Origin of the sequence: Streptomyces sp. N35 (assembly GCF_016464295.1) — a bacterium.
In the GTDB taxonomy this organism is placed as follows: Bacteria; Actinomycetota; Actinomycetes; order Streptomycetales; family Streptomycetaceae; genus Streptomyces.
The window spans coordinates 54,505-71,223 of record NZ_JAEIMH010000038.1; the positions used below are offsets into that span (position 1 = coordinate 54,505).

The 16,719-nt window shown below is 69.4% G+C and carries 18 protein-coding genes, 1 tRNA gene, 1 pseudogene and 1 riboswitch; of the genes and pseudogenes, 8 read left to right on the forward strand and 12 right to left on the reverse strand.

All coding sequences use genetic code 11. From position 1 onward, the window contains the following. Window positions 1–70: 70 nt before the first annotated feature. Window positions 71–412, reverse strand: a complete 342-nt coding sequence (locus JAO81_RS21545) for a co-chaperone GroES (protein ID WP_199549543.1) — start codon at window positions 410–412, stop codon at window positions 71–73. Window positions 413–465: 53 nt separating this feature from the next. After that, entirely contained in the window at window positions 466–786 is a 321-nt protein-coding gene (locus JAO81_RS21550; RefSeq protein ID WP_307813542.1) for a DUF3618 domain-containing protein, read from the reverse strand. Between the two features lie 129 nt (window positions 787–915). On the opposite strand from JAO81_RS21550, the gene bcp reads away from it, so the two are divergent. Both bcp and JAO81_RS21560 read left to right on the forward strand, forming a co-directional pair. After that, a complete protein-coding gene (gene bcp, locus JAO81_RS21555) occupies window positions 916–1,383 on the forward strand; it encodes a thioredoxin-dependent thiol peroxidase (protein ID WP_199549545.1) in 468 nt (155 codons plus the stop codon). 81 nt (window positions 1,384–1,464) lie between these two features. Then, window positions 1,465–1,548, forward strand: a tRNA-Leu gene (locus tag JAO81_RS21560). Between the two features lie 66 nt (window positions 1,549–1,614). Here JAO81_RS21560 and JAO81_RS21565 read toward each other — a convergent pair. Continuing rightward, a complete protein-coding gene (locus JAO81_RS21565) occupies window positions 1,615–2,916 on the reverse strand; it encodes a PTS transporter subunit EIIC (RefSeq protein ID WP_199549546.1) in 1,302 nt (433 codons plus the stop codon). Window positions 2,917–3,063: 147 nt separating this feature from the next. Here JAO81_RS21565 and JAO81_RS21570 point away from each other — a divergent pair, with 147 nt between their 5' ends. The 5 genes from JAO81_RS21570 (at window position 3,064) to JAO81_RS21590 (ending at window position 7,050) form a co-directional block, all read left to right on the forward strand. After that, window positions 3,064–3,387, forward strand: coding sequence for a PTS glucose/sucrose transporter subunit IIB (locus tag JAO81_RS21570; RefSeq protein WP_267913050.1), 324 nt, complete (start codon window positions 3,064–3,066; stop codon window positions 3,385–3,387). 140 nt (window positions 3,388–3,527) lie between these two features. Continuing rightward, window positions 3,528–4,262: a ribonuclease PH gene (rph, locus tag JAO81_RS21575; RefSeq protein ID WP_199549547.1), complete on the forward strand. Its 735-nt coding sequence runs from the start codon at window positions 3,528–3,530 to the stop codon at window positions 4,260–4,262. A 102-nt stretch (window positions 4,263–4,364) separates the two neighbouring features. Beyond that, window positions 4,365–4,751 (forward strand): hypothetical protein, encoded by a 387-nt coding sequence (locus JAO81_RS21580; protein ID WP_199549548.1) that lies wholly within the window; start codon window positions 4,365–4,367, stop codon window positions 4,749–4,751. Window positions 4,752–4,900: 149 nt separating this feature from the next. Then, on the forward strand, window positions 4,901–5,503 hold the full coding sequence (gene rdgB / locus JAO81_RS21585) for an RdgB/HAM1 family non-canonical purine NTP pyrophosphatase (RefSeq protein WP_199549549.1): 603 nt from the start codon (window positions 4,901–4,903) through the stop codon (window positions 5,501–5,503). Window positions 5,504–5,832: 329 nt separating this feature from the next. Then, window positions 5,833–7,050, forward strand: a complete 1,218-nt coding sequence (locus tag JAO81_RS21590) for a PTS transporter subunit EIIC (protein WP_199549571.1) — start codon at window positions 5,833–5,835, stop codon at window positions 7,048–7,050. Between the two features lie 1,055 nt (window positions 7,051–8,105). Here the strand turns inward: JAO81_RS21590 and JAO81_RS42640 are convergent. Continuing rightward, window positions 8,106–8,840: pseudogene (locus JAO81_RS42640) on the reverse strand (MBL fold metallo-hydrolase); the annotation flags it as partial. A 199-nt stretch (window positions 8,841–9,039) separates the two neighbouring features. Between JAO81_RS42640 and JAO81_RS21600 the strand changes: the two are divergent. Then, window positions 9,040–9,495 (forward strand): type II toxin-antitoxin system PemK/MazF family toxin, encoded by a 456-nt coding sequence (locus JAO81_RS21600; protein ID WP_199549551.1) that lies wholly within the window; start codon window positions 9,040–9,042, stop codon window positions 9,493–9,495. 173 nt (window positions 9,496–9,668) lie between these two features. On the opposite strand, the gene JAO81_RS21605 is transcribed toward JAO81_RS21600, so the two are convergent. From JAO81_RS21605 to JAO81_RS21635, 8 genes are all read right to left on the reverse strand, one after another. Then, on the reverse strand, window positions 9,669–10,619 hold the full coding sequence (locus JAO81_RS21605) for a PLP-dependent cysteine synthase family protein (RefSeq protein ID WP_199549552.1): 951 nt from the start codon (window positions 10,617–10,619) through the stop codon (window positions 9,669–9,671). Continuing rightward, window positions 10,619–10,897: a MoaD/ThiS family protein gene (locus JAO81_RS21610; RefSeq protein WP_052578595.1), complete on the reverse strand. Its 279-nt coding sequence runs from the start codon at window positions 10,895–10,897 to the stop codon at window positions 10,619–10,621. Before JAO81_RS21610 ends, JAO81_RS21605 begins: the two co-directional genes overlap by 1 nt. A 151-nt stretch (window positions 10,898–11,048) precedes the next feature. Then, window positions 11,049–11,150: a putative leader peptide gene (locus JAO81_RS44020; RefSeq protein WP_328707661.1), complete on the reverse strand. Its 102-nt coding sequence runs from the start codon at window positions 11,148–11,150 to the stop codon at window positions 11,049–11,051. Window positions 11,151–11,194: 44 nt separating this feature from the next. After that, window positions 11,195–12,073, reverse strand: coding sequence for an ABC transporter ATP-binding protein (locus JAO81_RS21615; protein WP_199549553.1), 879 nt, complete (start codon window positions 12,071–12,073; stop codon window positions 11,195–11,197). A 28-nt stretch (window positions 12,074–12,101) separates the two neighbouring features. Then, a complete protein-coding gene (locus JAO81_RS21620; protein WP_199549554.1) occupies window positions 12,102–13,124 on the reverse strand; it encodes an iron ABC transporter permease in 1,023 nt (340 codons plus the stop codon). Between the two features lie 44 nt (window positions 13,125–13,168). Next, complete coding sequence (locus tag JAO81_RS21625) at window positions 13,169–14,155, reverse strand: ABC transporter substrate-binding protein (RefSeq protein ID WP_199549555.1); 987 nt, start codon at window positions 14,153–14,155, stop codon at window positions 13,169–13,171. A 37-nt stretch (window positions 14,156–14,192) separates the two neighbouring features. Next, a riboswitch (cobalamin riboswitch) is annotated at window positions 14,193–14,337 on the reverse strand. Further along, window positions 14,310–14,732 (reverse strand): Mov34/MPN/PAD-1 family protein, encoded by a 423-nt coding sequence (locus tag JAO81_RS21630; RefSeq protein WP_165330694.1) that lies wholly within the window; start codon window positions 14,730–14,732, stop codon window positions 14,310–14,312. It overlaps the preceding riboswitch by 28 nt. 114 nt (window positions 14,733–14,846) lie before the next feature. Next, the gene (locus JAO81_RS21635; RefSeq protein ID WP_199549556.1) at window positions 14,847–16,313 is read right to left on the reverse strand and encodes an amino acid permease; all 1,467 of its coding nucleotides are present in this window, start codon (window positions 16,311–16,313) and stop codon (window positions 14,847–14,849) included. Between the last annotated feature and the right edge of the window lie 406 nt (window positions 16,314–16,719).

Consider the following 16,719-nt stretch of genomic DNA (forward strand, 5'->3'; position numbering starts at 1 on the left):
TTCGCCGGCCCCTCCCCGTATGACGTCAGCATGCCGTCCGCATGCCGACCGTATGCCAGAAAAAGCGGGCCTAGAGATATAGGCCGGTCGAGTCCTCCGACCCCTCGAAGCGGTCGGCCGCGACGGCATGCAGATCCCGCTCGCGCATCAGCACATAGGCGACCCCGCGGACCTCGACCTCAGCACGGTCCTCCGGGTCGTACAGAACCCGGTCACCGGGCTCGACCGCCCGCACGTTCTGCCCGACGGCGACGACCTCCGCCCACGCGAGCCGCCGGCCCACGGCCGCGGTCGCCGGGATCACGATCCCGCCGGTCGAACGCCGCTCGCCCTCGATCGTGTCCGTCCGCACGAGGACCCGGTCGTGCAGCATCCGGATGGGCAACTTGTCGTGATGGGTGTTCGCGCTCACGCCCCGAACCTACCTGCCTCCACGTCGGCCGTACGCCCCAGGGTCGGGGCCTTCTAGCCCCTCCGGCGGCGCGATCCCAGGGCCAGCAGCCCCACGACCCCGACGACGAGCAGCGCCACCGGCACCACCCGTTCCAAGCGCGGTGCGCCGTCACCGTCGACGAACTGCGCCTTCACCTCGCTGACCGCCCGGTTCGCGCTCACGTACGCGCGCCCGAGGCTCTGGTCGACACCGCCGACGAAACGGGCCTTCGCATCCCCGACGATCGTCTTCGGATGCATCCGCACCCCGATCTCGTCCAGGGTTTCGGCCAGCTGGGTGCGCCGCCGCTTGATGTCCGCCTCGATCTCAGCGGGGGTCCTGGCATCCGACACCGCGCCGCCTCCGTAATGTCGTACGTCTCTGGGAAGAGACAGTCTGTCAGTTCCCACGACCCGGTACCTCACGGCAGCCCCGTTACGCTCATTGCATACCGATCCCGACCGCATCGAGGAGTCCGACCGATGAGCGAGCGCCTGCAGCCCGGCGACACCGCCCCCGCCTTCACCCTGCCCGACGCGGACGGCAACGAGGTCTCCCTCGCCGCGCACAAGGGCCGCAAGGTCATCGTCTACTTCTACCCGGCGGCCCTGACCCCCGGCTGCACCAAGCAGGCCTGCGACTTCACGGACAACCTCGACGCGCTCACCACCGCGGGCTACGACGTCATCGGCGTCTCGCCGGACAAGCCCGAGAAGCTCGCGAAGTTCCGCGACAAGGAGAACCTCAAGGTCACCCTGGTCGGCGACCCGTCGAAGGAAACTCTCGAGGCCTACGGCGCCTTCGGCGAGAAGAAGCTCTACGGCAAGGTCGTCACGGGCGTCATCCGTTCGACGATCGTGGTCGACGAGGCGGGCAAGGTCGAGCACGCCTTCTACAACGTGAAGGCCACAGGCCACGTCGCCAAGATCATGCGGGACCTGGGGGTCTGAGAACCCTCTCGATCGGTCCTCGGCTCCCCCGTAGACTGACCGGGCGGGTGCGCGCCGAACCGGCGTGATGCCCGCTTTGTCGCGGTCGTGGTGGAATTGGCAGTCACGCCAGGTTTAGGTCCTGGTGGGAGAAATCCCGTGAGGGTTCGAGTCCCTCCGACCGCACGCGCAAAGGGCGCCCCCGCAGAGGGAGCGCCCTTTTCCGTTGGCAGGACTCGTGCTTGGCGGCACCTACGCCTTGGTGTTCTCCTGCTCCAAGGCCTCCGCCTCCTCCTCCGGCTCGCGTCCCGGCGTCTTGATGTCCCACTTCGTGATCGCGAAGCGGAAGATCGCGTAGTACACGACGGCGAAGGCCAGACCGATCGGGATGATCAGCCACGGTTTCGTCGCCAGGCTCCAGTTGATGCCGTAGTCGATGAGGCCGGCCGAGAAGCTGAAGCCGTCCTTGACGCCCAGCGCCCAGGTGACCGCCATCGAGACGCCGGTGAGCACCGCGTGGATCGCGTACAGGACGGGTGCGAGGAAGACGAAGGAGTACTCGATCGGTTCGGTGATGCCGGTGACGAACGAGGTCAGGGCGAGGGAGAACATCATGCCGCCGACGACCTTGCGGCGTTCGGGCCGGGCACAGTGGACCATCGCGAGGCAGGCTGCGGGGAGGGCGAACATCATGATCGGGAAGAAGCCGGTCTGGTAGATGCCCGCGGTCGGGTCGCCGGCGAGGAACATGCTGATGTCGCCGTGGACCACGGTGCCGTCGGACTTTTCGAATGAGCCGAACTGGAACCAGAGGGGCACGTTCAGGAACTGGTGGAGGCCGATCACGAGGAGCGCGCGGTTGGCGAGGCCGAAGATACCGGAGCCCCAGGCGCCGAGGCCTTCGAGCCAGTTGGAGAAGCTCTCCAGTGCGTCACCGATCGCGGGCCACACCCACAGGCACAGTGCGGCGAAGATGATGCCGACGAACGCCATGATGATCGGGACGAGCCGGCGGCCGTTGAAGAAGCCGAGCCAGGAGACGAGCTTGGTGCGGTGGTAGCGGACCCAGAACCAGGAGGCGAGCAGGCCCATGATGATGCCGCCGAAGACGCCCGGGTTCTGATAGGTGGCGTTGGCGGCTGCCTCGGCCGCGTAGTCGATGCACTGGTTGCCCGCGAGCGCCTGGCCGTCGGGGCAGTCCACCGGGAATGCCTTCAGCACTCCGCGGTAGACCAGGAAGCCGGCGACCGCGGCGAGCGCCGTGGAACCGTCAGCCTTCTTCGCCATACCGATCGCGACACCGATGCAGAACAGCAGCGGCAGTCCGAGGTCGGCGTCCAGGAGGGCGCCGCCCGCACCGGCGAAGACCTTGGCGACATTCGTCCAGCCGAGGCCGTCCTTGCCGAAGACGTCGTCCTGACCGAGCCGGTTGACGATGCCGGCCGCGGGGAGCACGGCGATCGGCAGCTGCAGGCTGCGCCCCATCTTCTGCAGCCCTTGGAAGAAGTTGCTCCAGGGGCTCGGCCGCGGTGCGGCTGCAGCGTTCGCGCTCATGGGCTTCCTCCGGAATAGGCCTGGCTCGGCGGCCGTTGTAGATTGGTGTAGACCAGTGAGGGACCGGCGTCGGCGCCCGCGCGGACAACCCGTGCGTACTCCGATGATCGACATCATTCGGTACGCCGGTTATGACCGCCCGCGAAGATGGGCCAACCGTGCGTTACCGTGTCAAAACGGACCAATGGTGGGCCGGCCGTCGCTTGCGAGAGCGCGCGAAAGATCAGGGAGAAAGACATGGCCACGAAGGCTGAGAAGATCGTTGCCGGCCTCGGCGGTATCGACAACATCGAAGAGGTCGAGGGCTGCATCACGCGCCTGCGGACCGAGGTTGTCGACGCCAGCAAGGTCGACGAGGCCGCCCTCAAGGCCGCCGGCGCCCACGGTGTCGTGAAGATGGGCACCGCGATCCAGGTCGTCATCGGCACGGACGCCGACCCGATCGCCGCGGACATCGAAGACATGATGTGAGCCGCTGAGCTCCCAAGGAGGCCCCGCCCCGGTTTGTCGGGGGCGGGGCCTCCTTGCGCGTGCGGGGGCGTCGTGGCGTGTGTGGGCTCTGGGCGCGTGTCCTCCAACGCCCGGGGGGGTGGGTGTATAGGCTCGACCGCATGTCTCGTATCGACGGCCGCACCGCCGAATCCCTCCGCCCCGTCACCATCGAACGCGGATGGAGCAAGCACGCCGAAGGCTCCGTACTCGTCTCCTTCGGTGACACCAAAGTCTTCTGCACCGCCTCCGTCACCGAAGGCGTCCCGCGCTGGCGCAAGGGCAGCGGCGAGGGCTGGGTCACCGCCGAGTACTCGATGCTGCCGCGCTCCACGAACACCCGCGGCGACCGCGAATCCGTCCGCGGCAAGATCGGCGGCCGTACCCACGAGATCTCCCGCCTGATCGGCCGCTCGCTGCGCGCCGTCGTCGACTACAAGGCGCTCGGCGAGAACACCATCGTCCTCGACTGCGATGTCCTGCAGGCCGACGGCGGCACCCGTACCGCCGCCATCACCGGCGCGTACGTGGCCCTCGCCGATGCCGTCGCCTGGGCCCAGGGCAAGAAGCTGATCAAGCACGGGCGCAAGCCGCTCACCGACACGGTCGCCGCCGTCTCCGTCGGCATCGTCGACGGCGTGCCGCTGCTCGACCTCTGTTACGAGGAGGACGTCCGCGCCGAGACCGACATGAATGTGGTCTGCACCGGCGACGGCCGTTTCATCGAGGTCCAGGGCACCGCCGAGGCCGCGCCCTTCGCGCGCGACGAGCTGAACGCGCTGCTCGACCTCGCGGTCGCCGGCTGCGACGAACTCGCCGCACTGCAGCGCAAGGCGCTCGAGCAGACGCTCGGCTGACACCGGCCGCGCAACCGTGCACGCCCTGCTGGGCGTTCTAAGGGTTACGGGCGTACGGCAAGCCGCCGTGCGCCCGTCCGTCACAAGGGGAGGAACCGTTCCATGGCCTCGCGCCACCGCCGTATCGCTCTGGCAGCCGCCAGCGCCGCGCTGATCACGCCGTTCGTCATCGGCTGCAGCGCCATCGACAAGGCGCTCGACTGCGCCCAGACCGCGAGCGCCGTCGCCCAGAGCGCCTCCGACCTGCAGCAGGCCGTTCAGGACGCGGCCGAGAACCCGCTTGAAGCGGACAAGGCCCTGGACCAGATCGACAAGAACCTCGACGAGATCACCGACAAGACTGACAACACGGATGTCGGCAAGGCGGTCGACGACATCTCGGCCGCGGTGGACAACGTGCGACAGGCCATCAAGGACGGCGACCCGACGCCGGACGTCGGCCCGGTGGTCGACGCGACGGGTGAGCTGACGAAGGCCTGCTCGCCGTAGGTGGGCTTGATCTTCGGGGTGCGGGTCGGTGGGGGGCGCCTGCGGCGGGCCTTTCTCCCCGCCCCGCCCCTTCCCGAAACCGGGGGCTGAGTTGCCTGGCCGGCTGGGACGCTGGTCGGCCGAAGAGGGGAACCGGCGATAATCGCCCCATGACCCGCCTCATCCTCGCCACCCGCAATGCCGGAAAGATCACCGAGCTGCGTGCGATCCTCGCCGACGCCGGGCTCGCCCATGAGCTCGTCGGTGCCGATGCGTATCCCGAGATCCCGGACGTCAAGGAAACCGGCGTCACCTTCGCCGAGAACGCGCTGCTCAAGGCGCACGCCCTCGCCCAGGCCACCGGTCTGCCCGCCGTCGCCGACGACTCCGGTCTCTGCGTGGACGTGCTCGGCGGAGCGCCCGGCATCTTCTCCGCGCGCTGGGCGGGCCGGCACGGCGACGACAAGGCCAACCTCGACCTCCTCCTCGCCCAGCTCTCCGACATCGACGCGCCCCACCGCGCCGCGCACTTCGCGTGCGCCGCGGCCCTCGCGCTGCCGGACGGCACGGAGCGCGTCGTCGAGGGCCGCCTGCGCGGGGCCCTCCGCCACGAGCCGGCCGGCGACGGCGGTTTCGGCTACGACCCGATCCTGCAGCCGGACGGCGAGACGCGGACGTGCGCGCAGATGACGGCCTCGGAGAAGAACGCGATCAGCCACCGGGGCGTGGCGTTCCGGGCGCTGGTGCCGGTGGTGAAGGAATTGCTGGGCTGACGTTCACAAAACCGGTAGCCCCGGGCGCCCAACTCGGGCCTCAGCACTGACGAAAGACCCCTGAATCGGGCTGATTCAGGGGTCTTTTGTCATGCCTGTCCCGCTGTGTCCCAGGCCACTGGAACCGGAGGTTCCTTATCTGGTCTTCACCGTGTTACAACTGGTCTACACCACTAACTGGTGTAGACCACGCGGCCGATCGGCCCGCGTCTTCTGAGCGACGTCGCCGTCCCCAACACTCCCTGTTCCAGGCGGCGTCATGCCCACTGGAGGAAGTTGTGTCCACGGCTGCCGCACCTGCGGCCGACAAGAAAAAGGGCGCCGGCGTGATGGCGGTCATGCAGCGCATCGGCCGCAGCCTCATGCTGCCGGTCGCGGTTCTGCCCGCCGCCGCACTGCTGCTCCGCTTCGGCCAGGCCGACATGCTCGGCGCGGACGGCCTCGGCTGGAACAAGCTCGCCAGCTACATGGCCGCCGGTGGTGGCGCGCTGCTCGACAACATGCCGCTGCTTTTCGCCGTCGGTATCGCGATCGGCTTCGCCAAGAAGTCGGACGGTTCCACGGCCCTCGCGGCCGTCACCGGCTACCTGGTCTTCCAGAAGGTGCTCGCCACCTTCACCGACAGCAACCTGCCGAAGGTCGCCGCGGTCGCCGACGGCAAGATCGTCATGAACGAGGCGCCGGTCAACGCCGGTGTGCTCGGCGGCGTGATCATGGGTGTCGTCGTCGCCCTGCTGTACCAGAAGTTCTACCGCACCAAGCTTCCCGACTGGGCGGGCTTCTTCGGCGGCCGCCGTCTCGTCCCGATCCTGTCCGCCTTCGCGGGTCTGGTCATCGGCATCGTCTTCGGTCTGATCTGGCCGGTCCTCGGTACCGGTCTGCACAACTTCGGTGAGTGGCTGGTCGGCTCCGGTTCGGTCGGCGCGGGCATCTTCGGTGTCGCCAACCGTGCGCTGATCCCGATCGGCATGCACCACCTGCTGAACTCCTTCCCGTGGTTCCAGGCCGGCAGCTTCCAGGCCGACGGTGCGACCTACTCCGGTGACATCGCCCGCTTCCTGCACGGCGACCCGACCGCGGGCCAGTTCATGACCGGCTTCTTCCCGATCATGATGTTCGCCCTCCCGGCGGCCTGCCTCGCGATCACCCACGCCGCTCGCCCCGAGCGCCGCAAGGTCGTCGGCGGCATGATGTTCTCGCTCGCTCTCACCGCGTTCGTCACCGGTGTCACCGAGCCGATCGAGTTCACCTTCATGTTCATCGCGCCGGTCCTGTACGCGATCCACGCGGTCCTCACCGGTGTCTCGATGGCTCTCACCTGGGCCCTCGGCATGCGGGACGGCTTCGGCTTCTCCGCCGGTGCGGTCGACTTCTTCCTGAACCTGGGCATCGCGGACAACCCGTGGGGTCTGGCCGGAATCGGCCTCTGCTTCGCGGTGGTCTACTACTTCATCTTCCGGTTCGCGATCACCAAGTTCAACATCCCGACCCCGGGCCGCGAGTCCGACGAGGAGCTCGCCGAGCTCCTCAAGGCCGAGGCGAAGTAAGCCTCAGCCCTGTAGGACCCAGCCTTACCTGATCGGGACCAAAGCCCCCGACCGTTGTTACCAACGGTCGGGGGCTTTGCCCATTTCCTACCGATACGTTCGGTGGTATGACGACACGCATCCTCGACCTCGACCGCGACCAGCTCTGCGCCCTCAGGGGCCGCGAACTCACCGCCGCAGTGGCCGCCGCGGAAGGCCGCACCATGGTCGGCGAGGTGTTCGCCGAACGCGCCGCGATGATCCCGAACCCCGGCGGGCGCGGTGTGCACAACATGGAGCTCGTCTCGGCGTTCGGCGCCGACATCGTCGTACTGAACCTGATCGAGCGGGCGTGGGACGGCGAGAAGCTGGCGCTTCCCGGCCTCGGCGAGTTCACCTCGTTCACCGAGCTGGCACAGGTCATCGGGCGCCCGATCGGCATCAACCTCGAGCCGGGCGATGTCCCGGAGATCCGCCGGGCCAAGCCCGAGCACGCCAAGAAGCTGATCGACATGGGCGCCGCGATGCTCTGCATCACCGCGAACCCCGGCACCGGTGGTTCCTTCGAGGGCATGGCCCGGGTGACCGAGGAGCTGCGCAAGGGGCTCGGCGACGACGCGGCGCTGTGGAGCGGCAAGATGCACCACGCCGGGCACATCGAGCGGGTCACCGTCCCGAAGCTGACCGCGCTGGTCGACGCGGGCGCCGACGGTGTGGTCATGCCGCTGCCCGGCACGATGCCCGGCGTCACCAGGGAGCTGGCCGCCGAGGGCGTCGCCGCCGTGCAGGACGCGGGCGCGATCGTGATGGGCGCGATCGGTACGAGCCAGGAGGGCAGCCACGCCAACGTGGTGCCCCAACTGGCCCTGAACGCCAAGGAGATCGGCTTCGACGCGCACCACTTCGGTGACTCGTACATCCCCGGTATGTGCGACCCGGAGCTGCTCTACGCATACTCGGTGGCGATCCGCGGCCGCCGGCACACCTGGAACCGGATGGCCCTGTCGGGCCCCCGCCCCCGGGGCTGGCGGGGGGCCGCCGGGGCTCGGGGCCGGGGGGCAGGTCTCGCGGAGGGGCCCCCGGGGCGCGCGCGCGACGGGGCCGTCGAACGTCCCCCGTGCGTCCTCGAGGTTGATCTGCGCGTCCGTCCACGGCGGGATGTGGGTCAGGACGAGGCGGCCCGCTCCCGCGCGGCTGGCGCTTTCGCCGGCCTCGCGCCCGTTGAGGTGGAGGTCGGGGATGTCCTCCTTGCCGTGGATGAAGGAGGCCTCGCACAGGTAGAGGTCGGTGCCGGTGGCCAGTTCGTCGAGCTGGTCGCAGGCGCCGGTGTCGCCGGAGTAGACGAGTGAGCGGCCCTCGTGCTCGAGACGGATCGCGTACGCCTCCACGGGATGGGCGAGCTTCTCCGTTCGTACGGGGGAGGGGGCGGTCTCGGACGGGCCGGAGTTGGGGGTGTGGGAGTCGAAGGCCTCACCCCTCGCCGGGGACGAGGGGCTGTCACCGTAGGCAGTGGTCAGCCGCTCCTGAGCGCCCTCGGGGGCGAAGACGGGGATGGCATCGCAGCGGCCGCCTTCGTGGCGGTAGTAGCGCGCGACGAAGTACGCGCACATGTCGATGCAGTGGTCGGGGTGCAGATGGCTGAGGAAGACGGCGTCGAGGTCGTACAGACCGCAGTGGCGCTGCAGCTCGCCCAGGGCACCGTTGCCCATGTCGAGGAGCAGCCGGAAGCCGTCGGCCTCGACGAGGTAGCTCGAGCAGGCCGAGTCCGCGGACGGAAACGACCCCGAGCAGCCGACGACGGTGAGCTTCATGGAGACGGGAACCTCCGTGCTGGCAGGGCATGACGCGGGGCATGACGGGGGTCGTGCGGTTCGTTGAGCGTAAGGCGCAAAAGAGCGCGTCGCCCCTGCGTCATGGGCCGTTGTGGGGCAACTCACCTGCCCTGTCACCGGTTCGGATGGATCCGCTCCCGGCGCGCCGCGTATCGCCCGCGCCGGTAGATTCATGCCCATGGACACGTCCTGGTGGCTCGCTCTGGCCGCCGTGGTCGCGATTGCGCTGGTCGCCGCGGTGGTGGACGGCCGGGCGCGGTCGCGCAGACGCCCCGGGGGCGAGCGTCGGCCGCCCGGGCGCCCCCGGGGCCGGATTCCGGGCCGTAAGCCGCAGCCTGCGGAGATCTGGTGGGCGGACGTCCCTTACGAGGACGGGCCCGGCTCGAAGGACCGGCCCTGCCTGGTTCTGGAGATGCGCGGCAAGAACGCCGTCGTCGTCAAGATCACCAGCAAGTACCACGACGAGCGGGCCGGCGTGATTCCGCTGCCGCCCGGCTCGGTGGGCGATGCGCAGGGGCGGCCGAGCTTCCTGGAGACGGATGAGCTGCGGTCCGTACCGGTGTGGGCGTTCCGGCGCCGGGTCGGTGTGGTGGACCCGATCCTGTGGGACCAGGTCCGCCACCTGCACAGTTGAGGCGCCGGTCGCAGCGGCTCCGTCCCGGTGTGGTCTCGTCGCTGGGTGCGGGGCGGTTGCGCCTGCGGCGGGCTTTCTCCCCCGCCCCGCCCCTTCCCGAAACCGGGGGCTCCGCCCCGGGGCCCCTCATCCGAACTTCGTTCGGATCTCCTCAAACGCCGCAGGGGCTGAAATCACGCCCAGAGCTGGCCCTGCAACAGCTCGATGGCCTCCTCCGTGGAGGAAGCCGTGTAGATGCCCGTCGACAGGTATTTCCAGCCGCCGTCCGCGACCACGAACGCGATGTCCGCCGGCCGGCCCGCCTTGACCGCCTTCTTGCCGACGCCGATCGCCGCGTGGAGTGCCGCTCCGGTCGAGACGCCCGCGAAGATGCCCTCTTCCTGGAGGAGTTCACGGGTACGGGTCACCGCGTCCGCCGAGCCCACCGAGAAGCGTGTGGTGAGCACCGAGGAGTCGTAGAGCTCGGGGATGAAGCCCTCGTCGAGGTTGCGCAGGCCGTAGACCAGGTCGTCGTAGCGCGGTTCGGCGGCGACGATCGAGACGTCCGGCTTGTTCTCGCGCAGGTAGCGGCCGACGCCCATGAGGGTGCCCGTGGTGCCCAGGCCCGCCACGAAGTGCGTGATGGACGGGAGGTCGGCGAGGATCTCCGGGCCGGTGGTCGTGTAGTGCGCGCCCGCGTTGTCCGGGTTGCCGTACTGGTAGAGCATCACCCAGTCCGGGTGCTCGGCGGAGAGCTCCTTGGCCACCCGTACCGCCGTGTTGGAGCCGCCCGCGGCGGGCGAGGAGATGATCTCCGCGCCCCACATGGCGAGCAGTTCACGGCGCTCGGACGAGGTGTTCTCGGGCATCACGCAGACGATGCGGTAGCCCTTGAGGCGCGCCGCCATCGCGAGCGAGATGCCCGTGTTGCCGCTGGTCGGCTCGAGAATGGTGCAGCCGGGCGTCAACCGGCCGTCCTTCTCGGCCTGTTCGATCATGTGCAGCGCGGGCCGGTCCTTCACGGAACCGGTCGGATTGCGGTCCTCGAGCTTGGCCCAGATGCGGACGTCGTCCGACGGCGAGAGCCGCGGCAGGCGCACCAGAGGGGTGTTGCCCACCGCGGCCAGCGGGGAGTCGTACCGCATCAGACCGAGCCGCCGGCCACGGCCGGAAGGATCGTGACGCTGTCGCCGTCGGCGAGCTTGGTGGAGATGCCGTCCAGGAAGCGGACGTCCTCGTCGTTCAGGTACACGTTCACGAAGCGGCGCAGCTTGCCCTCGTCCACGATGCGGGCCTCGATGCCCGAGTGCCGGGAATCGAGGTCGGTGAAGAGCTCGGCGAGGGTGTCCCCGCTGCCCTGTACGGCCTTCTCGCCGTCGGTGTAGGTGCGGAGGATGGTCGGGATGCGGACCTCGATGGCCATGGCTGCGGCTCCTGTTGGATACGGAAGTGTGGGTGCGCGCGGGCCCGCGCGCGGACTGCGGTGGTACGCGGAGGAGTCGCCGTCTGCCGGGGCCGCGCCTCTTGTGCGGCGGCTCGCGGCCCCCTGCAGTGGCAGGGGTCGGCGGCAGGGGTCAGCGTGGACAGATGGCGCTGTTCAGCCTGCACAGGTCGACGTGAAGGCGCGCCACGAGCAGCATGCCCGGCGTCTTGTCACTCACGTCGTGTTGAACCATGCGGTCATCGTATCGATTCCCGGCCCGGATCCCGGAGTGTGATCTCAGATAGTGGATGATTTTCGTTCACCGAATGGACACGCCGGGGCGTCGACCGCCCCTGGGCCCGGCAGATACGTGACCGTGGGCGCCCCCGTGGCGGGGTGCACGCCCACATCGGCGCTCACTCCGTAGACCTCGGCGAGCAGCCCGGCGGTGAGCACGTCGGCGGGCGGACCCGAGGCCACGACCGCCCCGCCGTGCAGCACGTACAGCCGGTCGCAGAAGTACGCGGCCAGGTTGAGGTCGTGCAGGGCGAGCAGGTTGGTGGTGCCGAGGCTGCGGACCAGCGTGAGGATGTCCAGCTGGTAGCGGATGTCGAGGTGGTTGGTGGGCTCGTCGAGCACGAGCAGGCCGGGCTGCTGCACCAACGCCCGCGCGACCAGGGCGCGTTGGCGTTCGCCGCCGGACAGTCCCGGGAAGGCGCGCTCGGCCAGATCGAGCACGCCCACGCGGGCCAGGGCCTCGGTGACGAGACGTTCGTCGGCGGCGGTGTCCGGTTCCCAGAACCGCTTGTGCGGGGAGCGGCCCATGGCCACGACCTCCCGCACGGTCAGCTCGAAGCCGGTCTGCCCGTCCTGCGGGACGGTGGCGATATGCCGGGCGCGCTCCTTGGCGCCGGTGAGCTCCGCGCCGTCGACGAGCACCCGGCCCGTGCTCGCCCGCAGCGTCCCGTACACGCAGCGGAGCAGGGTCGTCTTGCCGCTGCCGTTCGGACCGACGAGCCCGACGGTCTCGCCCGCGGCCGCGTGCAGGGTGACGGCGTCGACGAGGGTGCGGCCGCCGGTCGCGTACGAGAGGGACTCGACCTTGAGGGTGCGGCCACCGGGTTCGTACGAAAGGGACTCGTCCTGGACCGGCACACCGGTTCCGTACGGGGACATCAGGCGCCCACTCCTTCATACGGGGCCATCAGGCACCCACTCCTTCGGGAGCGCGGCCGCGGTGCAGCAGCCACAGGAAGAACGGTCCGCCGGTCAGCGCGGTGAGCACGCCGACCGGGATGTCCTGGGGCGCGGCCACCGTACGGGCCGCGAGGTCGGCGGCGACCAGGAACACCGCGCCGCCGAGCGCGGCCACGGGGAGCAGCCTGCGGTGGCTCGCGCCGACCACCATGCGGGCGGCGTGCGGCACCATCAGGCCGACGAAGCCGATGGCCCCGCTGTACGCGACGGCCGCCCCGGTGAGCAGCGAGGTGAGCACGAACACGGCGGCGCGGAAGCGGCTCGTGTCCAGGCCCAGCACGGTCGCGCCCTCCTCCCCCGCGAGCAGCAGGTCAAGGGGGCGGGCGAGCGCGAGCAGGACGACGGTGCCGACGAGCAGGGTCGCGGCGGGCAGCGCGAGCATGTCCCAGCGGGCGCTGCCGAGGCCGCCGAGGGTCCAGTAGAGGACTTCCTGGATGTGGTTGGCGTCGGCGGACGTCACCAGGAGCAGGCTGGTCATGGCGGACAGGATGTACGCGACGGCCACGCCCGCGAGGACCAGCCGCGCCCCGGTCATGGCGCCGCCCCGGCCGCGTGCCAGGACGTAGACCAGGGCGAGGGAGGCCATCGCGCCCGCGAAGGCGGCGGCCGGGATGGTCACGGTCATCGCGGCGCCCGCGCCGATCCCGAGCACGATCACGGCCACCGCGCCCGCCGACGCCCCCGAGGAGACGCCGAGCAGGAACGGGTCGGCGAGCGGATTGCGTACGAGGGCCTGCAGGACCGTTCCGATCACGGCGAGCCCGGCCCCGATGACCGCGCCGAGCAGCACCCTGGGCAGCCGTACATCGAGCACGATCGTGCGCAGCGGGCTCGGTTCGGCGCCGCCCGTGAGGATCCGTACGACCTCGGCCGGCGCGATCCGCACCGGGCCGAGCGCGAGCCCGGCGACGGCGGCCACCACGAGGGCGCAGGTCAGGGCGCCGAGCACCAGTACGTCACCGCGCCTCACGTCCCGCTTGAGACCGCTCCCGGCCGTACGCTCGAAGCCGCGCCTCACCGCGCCACGTCCGGGTGGAGCTGCTCGGCGAGCTTCTCCACCGCGGCGGGGGCGCGGACGCCGAGGACCGCGTCGGACAGGGGCAGGACGGCGAAACGCTCGTTCTTGACGGCCGGAACGTCCGCGAGGGCCGGGTCCTCGAGGAGCCGCTTCTTCTTCTGGGCGACGGTCTGCGCGCCGTAGTCGTAGATCACGATCACTTCGGGGGCCCGCTCGACGACGTTCTCCCAGGACGCGTCGCCGAAGGACTTGTCCAGGTCGGCGAAGACATTGCGGCCGCCGGCCCGGGTGATGATCTCGTTGCCGATGCCCTGGCCGCCGGCGGTGAACGCGGTCTTGTCGCCGCTGTCGTACACGAAGACGGAGAGCGGCTTGGTGCCCTTCAACTTCTCCGCGGTGTCCGCGAGTTCACGCTCGGCGCCACTCACCCAGTCGTCAGCCCGTTCCCGCACCCCGAAGGTGCCCCCGACCTCGCGCACCTCGCGGTAGAGGTCGTCCATGGTGACCGCGGACTTCGCGCAGCCCTCGATGTTGAGCCGCGTCTCGATGCCGGACTTGGCGAGCGCGCCCCGCGAGCGGCCCTCGTTCCCGGCGAAGGCGCTGGCGTACCCGCCGTAGACGAAGTCCGGGTTCGCGGACAGGAGTTTCTCGTACGAGGGGTACTCGTCCGCGAGCACCGGGCGGGACCTGTAGTCCTTCGCGTACTCGGGCAGGACCGCGTCGTCGAGGTAGGCGGTGCCCGCGATCCGGTCCTTCAGACCGAGTTCGAGAAGCACCTCGGTGACGTGCTGGTTCATGGTGACGGCGCGCTCGGGCGGTGCGGTGAAGGTGGTCTTCACTCCGCAGTTCGTCACGGTGTACGGGAATCCGGCGGCGGTCGCCTTCGGCTTCGCGGAGTCGGCCGCCGGGGAACAGGCGGCGAGCGGGGCGAGCAGGGCGAGGGCGGTGAAAGCACGCGTGCGAGCCGCTGTGAGCCAGGACATGGCAAGGCCTCCTGAAGGGGATATCCGCGTCCCCAGTCGGTGGAAGAAGGCAGCAGGTCAGTTCCTGACTCTCCGGCCGCGATGGCCGGTCACAGTGGCGGGACCGTCCCGGATTCTCACCGGGTTCCTGGCTCCTGCAGCCCAAGGTCGAGGATCAGTATGCCTGTACGACCTCGACCTCTTCCTCGGTGACCTCGCCCTCGACGATCCGGTACGAGCGGAACTGGAACTCCCCCGCACCGTCCGCGTCCGCCGTGGAGACCAGCACGTAGTGGGCGCCGGGCTCGTTCGCGTACGTGATGTCGGTACGGGACGGGTAGGCCTCGGTCGCCGTGTGCGAGTGGTAGACGATCACCGGCTCCTCGTCGCGGTCGTCCATCTCGCGGTAGAGCTTGAGCAGATCGCCCGAGTCGAACTCGTAGAACGTGGGCGAGCGGGCCGCGTTCAGCATCGGGATGAACCGCTCGGGACGCCCCTCGCCTACCGGCCCGGCGACGACACCGCAGGCCTCGTCGGGGTGGTCCTCGCGGGCGTGCGCGACGATCTGGTCGTACAGGGCCTGGGTGATGGTCAGCATGCCGCTGAGCATAAGCAGGTGGGTGAGGGGTCTTGGGTCCCCGGCCCACCTGGTGGGGCACCGCCGTGAGACGGGGACGGCCGCCCGGCAGGAAACGGCCGTCCCCAGGGGGTGCTAGCGCTTGGCGTCCTCGAGCGGCTTGGGGTCCGCCGAGTTCCTGCGCTGGATGAACTGGTAGCCGATGAAGAGGATCAGCGCCCAGAGCGGAGCCGCGTACAGCGAGATCCGCGCGTCCTTGTCGATGCCCATGAGCACGATCACCATGAAGATGAAGGCGAGCGCGAACCAGCTGGTGTACGGAGCGCCGGGGGCCTTGAAGGAGGACTGCGGCAGCTCGCCGCGGTCGGCCTTGGCGCGGTAGCGGATCTGGCTGATCAGGATCATGATCCAGGCCCACATACCGGAGATGGTCGCGAAGGAGACGACGTAGTTGAACGCCTCGCCCGGCCACTCGTAGTTGATGTAGACGCCGACCAGCATCAGAGCGGCGGAGAACGAGGTGCCGGCAAGCGGCAGACCGTTCTTCGTCAGCTTGGTGAAGAACTTCGGGCCCTGGCCGTTGAGCGCGAGGTCGCGCAGCATGCGGCCGGTGGAGTACATGCCCGAGTTGCAGGAGGACAGGGCCGCGGTGAGCACCACGAAGTTCACGATCGCGGCGCCGACGCCCAGGCCCATCTTCTCGAAGGCCGCCACGAACGGGCTGACTCCGGGCTGGAAGTGGGTCCACGGCACGACCGACAGGATCATGATCAGCGCGCCGACGTAGAAGACGGCGATACGCCACGGCACGGTGTTGATCGCCTTGGGCAGGACGGTCTTCGGGTCCTTGGACTCGCCCGCGGTCACACCGACCAGCTCGACGGCGAGGAAGGCGAACATGACCATCTGCAGGGTCATCAGGGTGGAGCCGATGCCGTTCGGGAAGAAGCCGCCCTGGTTCCAGAGCATGCCGACCGAAGCGGTGTCACCGGCGTCCGAGAAGCCGATGGTGAGGATGCCGGCGCAGATCAGGATCATGCCGATGATGGCCGTGACCTTGACCATCGAGAACCAGAACTCCAGCTCACCGAAGAGCTTGACCGAGATCAGGTTCGCGCCGAACAGGATGACCGTGAACAGCAGCGCGAACACCCATTGCGGCTGATCGAGCCAGCCGTCGGCGTTCTTGGTCCAGTACTGCATGTACGCGGAGGCCGCGGTGACCTCGGTGATGCCGGTGACGACCCAGAAGAGCCAGTACGTCCAGCCGGTCACGAAGCCCGCGAACGAGCCGATGAACTCCCGCGCGTACTCCGAGAAGGAGCCCGAGACCGGGCGGTACATGAGGAGTTCGCCGAGCGCGCGCATGATGAAGAAGATCACCAGGCCCGCGATGGCGTACGCGAGGATCAGGCTGGGCCCCGCCTTGTGGATGCCCTTGCCCGCGCCGAGGAACAGACCGGTGCCGATGGCGCCGCCGATCGCGATCATCTGGATCTGCCGGGCTCCCAGACCTCGCTGGTAGCCCTCCGCGGACGTGCTCTCGCCGTCCGCCACGGCCTCACTGCCGTCGTTCTGCTTGTCGACCTGCACTGAGGTCATGGTGGTGCGCCTTTCTCCATGCCGACCCGTGCAGTACGTGCGGTGTACGTGCCCGGATCGGGTCCCGATCCCCCCGGATGTGGATGGAGCTGTTGCCTACCGGCGGTCCGCCGGCGGGGCGCCCCTGCCGGGCACATGGGTGGCGTCCCGGCAGGTGGTCGTGAACATTTATCACGCGCACAAGTAGGGCCAAACAAGACCTTTGTGGCGGACACCACAGGAAGAAGGGGACATTAGTCCCTGGAGCGACGAAGCTCGGCACGCTTTTTGGGGCGATCGTTATACGGATTTGAGCGTCCGCTGAGCGAGCGCCCGCGGAAAGCGGAACGGGTCCCCCCCGCCCCCCGGGGGGGGGGGGGGGGGCCGCGCCGGGGGGGGGGGGCGGGGCCGACCCTTCGGGGTGCCC

Excerpts from the sequence above, each read along its gene's own strand:
- JAO81_RS21580 (WP_199549548.1), top strand. The coding sequence starts at position 4,365 with ATGGCCTCGCGCCACCGCCGTATCGCTCTGGCAGCCGCCAGCGCCGCG.
- JAO81_RS21625 (WP_199549555.1), bottom strand. The coding sequence starts at position 14,155 with ATGTCCTGGCTCACAGCGGCTCGCACGCGTGCTTTCACCGCCCTCGCC.
- rph (WP_199549547.1), top strand. The coding sequence starts at position 3,528 with ATGTCTCGTATCGACGGCCGCACCGCCGAATCCCTCCGCCCCGTCACC.
- JAO81_RS21600 (WP_199549551.1), top strand. The coding sequence starts at position 9,040 with ATGGACACGTCCTGGTGGCTCGCTCTGGCCGCCGTGGTCGCGATTGCG.
- rdgB (WP_199549549.1), top strand. The coding sequence starts at position 4,901 with ATGACCCGCCTCATCCTCGCCACCCGCAATGCCGGAAAGATCACCGAG.
- JAO81_RS21605 (WP_199549552.1), bottom strand. The coding sequence starts at position 10,619 with ATGCGGTACGACTCCCCGCTGGCCGCGGTGGGCAACACCCCTCTGGTG.
- JAO81_RS21570 (WP_267913050.1), top strand. The coding sequence starts at position 3,064 with ATGGGCCAACCGTGCGTTACCGTGTCAAAACGGACCAATGGTGGGCCG.
- JAO81_RS21610 (WP_052578595.1), bottom strand. The coding sequence starts at position 10,897 with ATGGCCATCGAGGTCCGCATCCCGACCATCCTCCGCACCTACACCGAC.
- JAO81_RS21630 (WP_165330694.1), bottom strand. The coding sequence starts at position 14,732 with ATGCTGACCATCACCCAGGCCCTGTACGACCAGATCGTCGCGCACGCC.
- JAO81_RS21590 (WP_199549571.1), top strand. The coding sequence starts at position 5,833 with ATGGCGGTCATGCAGCGCATCGGCCGCAGCCTCATGCTGCCGGTCGCG.
- JAO81_RS21565 (WP_199549546.1), bottom strand. The coding sequence starts at position 2,916 with ATGAGCGCGAACGCTGCAGCCGCACCGCGGCCGAGCCCCTGGAGCAAC.
- JAO81_RS21615 (WP_199549553.1), bottom strand. The coding sequence starts at position 12,073 with ATGTCCCCGTACGGAACCGGTGTGCCGGTCCAGGACGAGTCCCTTTCG.
- bcp (WP_199549545.1), top strand. The coding sequence starts at position 916 with ATGAGCGAGCGCCTGCAGCCCGGCGACACCGCCCCCGCCTTCACCCTG.
- JAO81_RS21635 (WP_199549556.1), bottom strand. The coding sequence starts at position 16,313 with ATGACCTCAGTGCAGGTCGACAAGCAGAACGACGGCAGTGAGGCCGTG.
- JAO81_RS44020 (WP_328707661.1), bottom strand. The coding sequence starts at position 11,150 with ATGGTTCAACACGACGTGAGTGACAAGACGCCGGGCATGCTGCTCGTG.